Below are 4,963 nucleotides of genomic sequence, written 5' to 3'. Positions count from 1 at the left end.
TGCTAAGCGACTACCATATCTAACAGGGGGCAACCCCCAACTACATCAGGCGTGCTAGGGCTTAACTTCTGTGTTCGGCATGGGAACAGGTGTATCTCCTAGGCTATCGTCACTTAACTATGATTGATTATCCAATCAAAATTGAATACCTATATATTCTAACAAGAAACCGACTCGCTGTCAATATTGACTCGTTTCTTTTTTGGATAAGTCCTCGAGCTATTAGTATTAGTCCGCTACATGTGTCACCACACTTACACTTCTAACCTATCTACCTGATCATCTCTCAGGGCTCTTACTGATATAAAATCATGGGAAATCTCATCTTGAGGTGGGCTTCACACTTAGATGCTTTCAGCGTTTATCCCTTCCCTACATAGCTACCCAGCGATGCCTTTGGCAAGACAACTGGTACACCAGCGGTAAGTCCACTCTGGTCCTCTCGTACTAGGAGCAGATCCTCTCAAATTTCCTACGCCCGCGACGGATAGGGACCGAACTGTCTCACGACGTTCTGAACCCAGCTCGCGTGCCGCTTTAATGGGCGAACAGCCCAACCCTTGGGACCGACTACAGCCCCAGGATGCGACGAGCCGACATCGAGGTGCCAAACCTCCCCGTCGATGTGAACTCTTGGGGGAGATAAGCCTGTTATCCCCAGGGTAGCTTTTATCCGTTGAGCGATGGCCCTTCCATGCGGAACCACCGGATCACTAAGCCCGACTTTCGTCCCTGCTCGAGTTGTAGCTCTCGCAGTCAAGCTCCCTTATACCTTTACACTCTGCGAATGATTTCCAACCATTCTGAGGGAACCTTTGGGCGCCTCCGTTACCTTTTAGGAGGCGACCGCCCCAGTCAAACTGCCCGTCAGACACTGTCTCCGATAGGGATAACCTATCTAGGTTAGAGTAGCCATAACACAAGGGTAGTATCCCAACAACGCCTCCACCGAAACTAGCGTCCCGATTTCATAGGCTCCTACCTATCCTGTACATGTGGTACAGATACTCAATATCAAACTGCAGTAAAGCTCCATGGGGTCTTTCCGTCCTGTCGCGGGTAACCTGCATCTTCACAGGTACTAAAATTTCACCGAGTCTCTCGTTGAGACAGTGCCCAAATCATTACGCCTTTCGTGCGGGTCGGAACTTACCCGACAAGGAATTTCGCTACCTTAGGACCGTTATAGTTACGGCCGCCGTTTACTGGGGCTTCAATTCACACCTTCGCTAATGCTAAGCGCTCCTCTTAACCTTCCAGCACCGGGCAGGCGTCACCCCCTATACATCATCTTACGATTTAGCAGAGAGCTGTGTTTTTGATAAACAGTTGCTTGGGCCTATTCACTGCGGCTGACTTAAAGCCAGCGCCCCTTCTCCCGAAGTTACGGGGCCATTTTGCCGAGTTCCTTAACGAGAGTTCTCTCGCTCACCTGAGGCTACTCGCCTCGACTACCTGTGTCGGTTTGCGGTACGGGTAGAGTATAATTAACGCTAGAAGCTTTTCTTGGCAGTGTGACATCACTAACTTCGCTACTTAACTTCGCTCCCCATCACAGCTCAATGTTAGAGATATAAGCATTTGACTCATATCACACCTCACTGCTTAGACGTGCACTTCCAATCGCACGCTTTAGTTAGCCTACTGCGTCCCTCCATCACTATATACTCTAGTACAGGAATATCAACCTGTTGTCCATCGGATACACCTTTCGGTCTCTCCTTAGGTCCCGACTAACCCAGGGAGGACGAGCCTTCCCCTGGAAACCTTAGTCATACGGTGGACAGGATTCTCACCTGTCTTTCGCTACTCATACCGGCATTCTCACTTCTATGCGTTCCAGCGCTCCTCACGGTACACCTTCATCACACATAGAACGCTCTCCTACCATACCTAAAAGGTATCCACAGCTTCGGTAATATGTTTTAGCCCCGGTACATTTTCGGCGCAGGGTCACTCGACTAGTGAGCTATTACGCACTCTTTGAATGAATAGCTGCTTCTAAGCTAACATCCTAGTTGTCTGTGCAACCCCACATCCTTTTCCACTTAACATATATTTTGGGACCTTAGCTGGTGGTCTGGGCTGTTTCCCTTTCGACTACGGATCTTAGCACTCGCAGTCTGACTGCCGATTATATCTCATTGGCATTCGGAGTTTATCTGATATTGGTAATCCGGGATGGACCCCTCAATCAAACAGTGCTCTACCTCCAAGAGACTTAACATCGACGCTAGCCCTAAAGCTATTTCGGAGAGAACCAGCTATCTCCAAGTTCGTTTGGAATTTCTCCGCTACCCACAAGTCATCCAAGCACTTTTCAACGTGCCCTGGTTCGGGCCTCCAGTGAGTTTTACCTCACCTTCACCCTGCTCATGGGTAGGTCACATGGTTTCGGGTCTACGACATGATACTAATGCGCCCTATTAAGACTCGGTTTCCCTACGGCTCCGTCTCTTCAACTTAACCTCGCATCATATCGTAACTCGCCGGTTCATTCTACAAAAGGCACGCTCTCACCCATTAACGGGCTCGAACTTGTTGTAGGCACACGGTTTCAGGTTCTATTTCACTCCCCTCCCGGGGTGCTTTTCACCTTTCCCTCACGGTACTGGTTCACTATCGGTCACTAGAGAGTATTTAGGGTTAGGAGATGGTCCTCCCAGATTCCGACGAGATTTCTCGTGTCTCGCCGTACTCAGGATACTGCTAGGGTTAAAGACTATTTCGAATACGAGGCTGTTACTCTCTTTGGCTTACCTTCCCAGGTAATTCTTCTATAATCTTGTCGTCCCACGTCGCAGTCCTACAACCCCGATGTGTAAACACATCGGTTTGCCCTCTTGCCATTTCGCTCGCCGCTACTAAGGCAATCGCGTTTGCTTTCTCTTCCTGCAGCTACTTAGATGTTTCAGTTCACTGCGTCTTCCTCTTCATTACCTTAACAGTAATGAGTGACATGCATTACATGCCGGGTTCCCCCATTCGGACATCTCTGGATCAATGTTTACTTACAACTCCCCAAAGCATTTCGTCGTTAGTCACGTCCTTCATCGGCTTCTAGTGCCAAGGCATCCACCGTGCGCCCTTATTAACTTAACCTTATTTTGGTCTGTTGACCTTAAACTCATTAAATCACAGCGTTTCGGTTTATTTCTTGTTACTATCTACAATTCAATTTCTTGAATCGTGGAATTTGATATAGATATTCAATTTTCAATGGACAATCTTTTGAATCTTTCGATTCAATGGAGCCTAGCGGGATCGAACCGCTGACCTCCTGCGTGCAAAGCAGGCGCTCTCCCAGCTGAGCTAAGGCCCCACAAGACCTCTCAAAACTAAACAATACCCAAACGTGCTTCCGTTTATCCTTAGAAAGGAGGTGATCCAGCCGCACCTTCCGATACGGCTACCTTGTTACGACTTCACCCCAATCATCTATCCCACCTTAGGCGGCTGGCTCCTAAAAGGTTACCTCACCGACTTCGGGTGTTACAAACTCTCGTGGTGTGACGGGCGGTGTGTACAAGGCCCGGGAACGTATTCACCGCGGCGTGCTGATCCGCGATTACTAGCGATTCCGACTTCATGTAGGCGAGTTGCAGCCTACAATCCGAACTGAGATTGGCTTTAAGAGATTTGCTTGCCGTCACCGACTCGCGACTCGTTGTACCAACCATTGTAGCACGTGTGTAGCCCAGGTCATAAGGGGCATGATGATTTGACGTCATCCCCACCTTCCTCCGGTTTATTACCGGCAGTCTCGCTAGAGTGCCCAACTTAATGATGGCAACTAACAATAGGGGTTGCGCTCGTTGCGGGACTTAACCCAACATCTCACGACACGAGCTGACGACAACCATGCACCACCTGTCACCGATGTTCCGAAGAAACTTCCTATCTCTAGGAATAGCATCGGGATGTCAAGACCTGGTAAGGTTCTTCGCGTTGCTTCGAATTAAACCACATGCTCCACCGCTTGTGCGGGCCCCCGTCAATTCCTTTGAGTTTCAACCTTGCGGTCGTACTCCCCAGGCGGAGTGCTTAATGCGTTAGCTGCGGCACTAAGCCCCGGAAAGGGCCTAACACCTAGCACTCATCGTTTACGGCGTGGACTACCAGGGTATCTAATCCTGTTTGCTCCCCACGCTTTCGAGCCTCAGCGTCAGTTACAGACCAGAGAGCCGCTTTCGCCACCGGTGTTCCTCCATATATCTACGCATTTCACCGCTACACATGGAATTCCACTCTCCCCTTCTGCACTCAAGTCTAACAGTTTCCAAAGCGAACAATGGTTAAGCCACTGCCTTTAACTTCAGACTTATTAAACCGCCTGCGCTCGCTTTACGCCCAATAAATCCGGACAACGCTCGGGACCTACGTATTACCGCGGCTGCTGGCACGTAGTTAGCCGTCCCTTTCTGGTAAGTTACCGTCACTGTGTGAACTTTCCACTCTCACACACGTTCTTCTCTTACAACAGAGCTTTACGATCCGAAAACCTTCTTCACTCACGCGGCGTTGCTCGGTCAGGGTTGCCCCCATTGCCGAAGATTCCCTACTGCTGCCTCCCGTAGGAGTCTGGGCCGTGTCTCAGTCCCAGTGTGGCCGATCACCCTCTCAGGTCGGCTATGTATCGTCGCCTTGGTGAGCCGTTACCTCACCAACTAGCTAATACAACGCAGGTCCATCTACTAGTGAAGCAATTGCTCCTTTCAAGCATCTAACATGGGTTAAATGCTGTTATGCGGTATTAGCTATCGTTTCCAATAGTTATCCCCCGCTAGTAGGCAGGTTACCTACGCGTTACTCACCCGTTCGCAACTCTTCCAACTTTAGCAAGCTAAAGTCTTCAGCGTTCTACTTGCATGTATTAGGCACGCCGCCAGCGTTCGTCCTGAGCCAGGATCAAACTCTCATTTAATCTTGTTCTCATTCTGTCACTGACAGATTTATCGTTTTT

At 49.5% G+C, this 4,963-nt stretch carries 1 tRNA gene and 3 rRNA genes; all 4 read right to left on the bottom strand.

Features of this window, described 5'->3' with window-relative positions:
- Position 1: 1 nt before the first annotated feature.
- The 4 genes from rrf to BMX18_RS09200 all read right to left on the bottom strand — a co-directional run bounded on the left by rrf (position 2) and on the right by BMX18_RS09200 (position 4,924).
- Positions 2-117, bottom strand: a 5S ribosomal RNA gene (gene rrf, locus BMX18_RS09215).
- Between the two features lie 85 nt (positions 118-202).
- Positions 203-3,102 (bottom strand): 23S ribosomal RNA (locus tag BMX18_RS09210).
- 147 nt (positions 3,103-3,249) lie between these two features.
- Positions 3,250-3,322, bottom strand: a tRNA-Ala gene (locus tag BMX18_RS09205).
- A 53-nt stretch (positions 3,323-3,375) separates the two neighbouring features.
- Positions 3,376-4,924, bottom strand: a 16S ribosomal RNA gene (locus BMX18_RS09200).
- Together the 16S, 23S and 5S rRNA genes with 1 tRNA gene alongside form the textbook arrangement of a ribosomal RNA operon.
- Between the last annotated feature and the right edge of the window lie 39 nt (positions 4,925-4,963).

Source organism: Streptococcus sp. 45, from assembly GCF_900108865.1.
Classification (GTDB): Bacteria; Bacillota; Bacilli; order Lactobacillales; family Streptococcaceae; genus Streptococcus; species Streptococcus ruminicola.
Note: the sequence above shows the minus strand (reverse complement) of the source record. Positions and strands in the feature narration are given on the sequence as shown.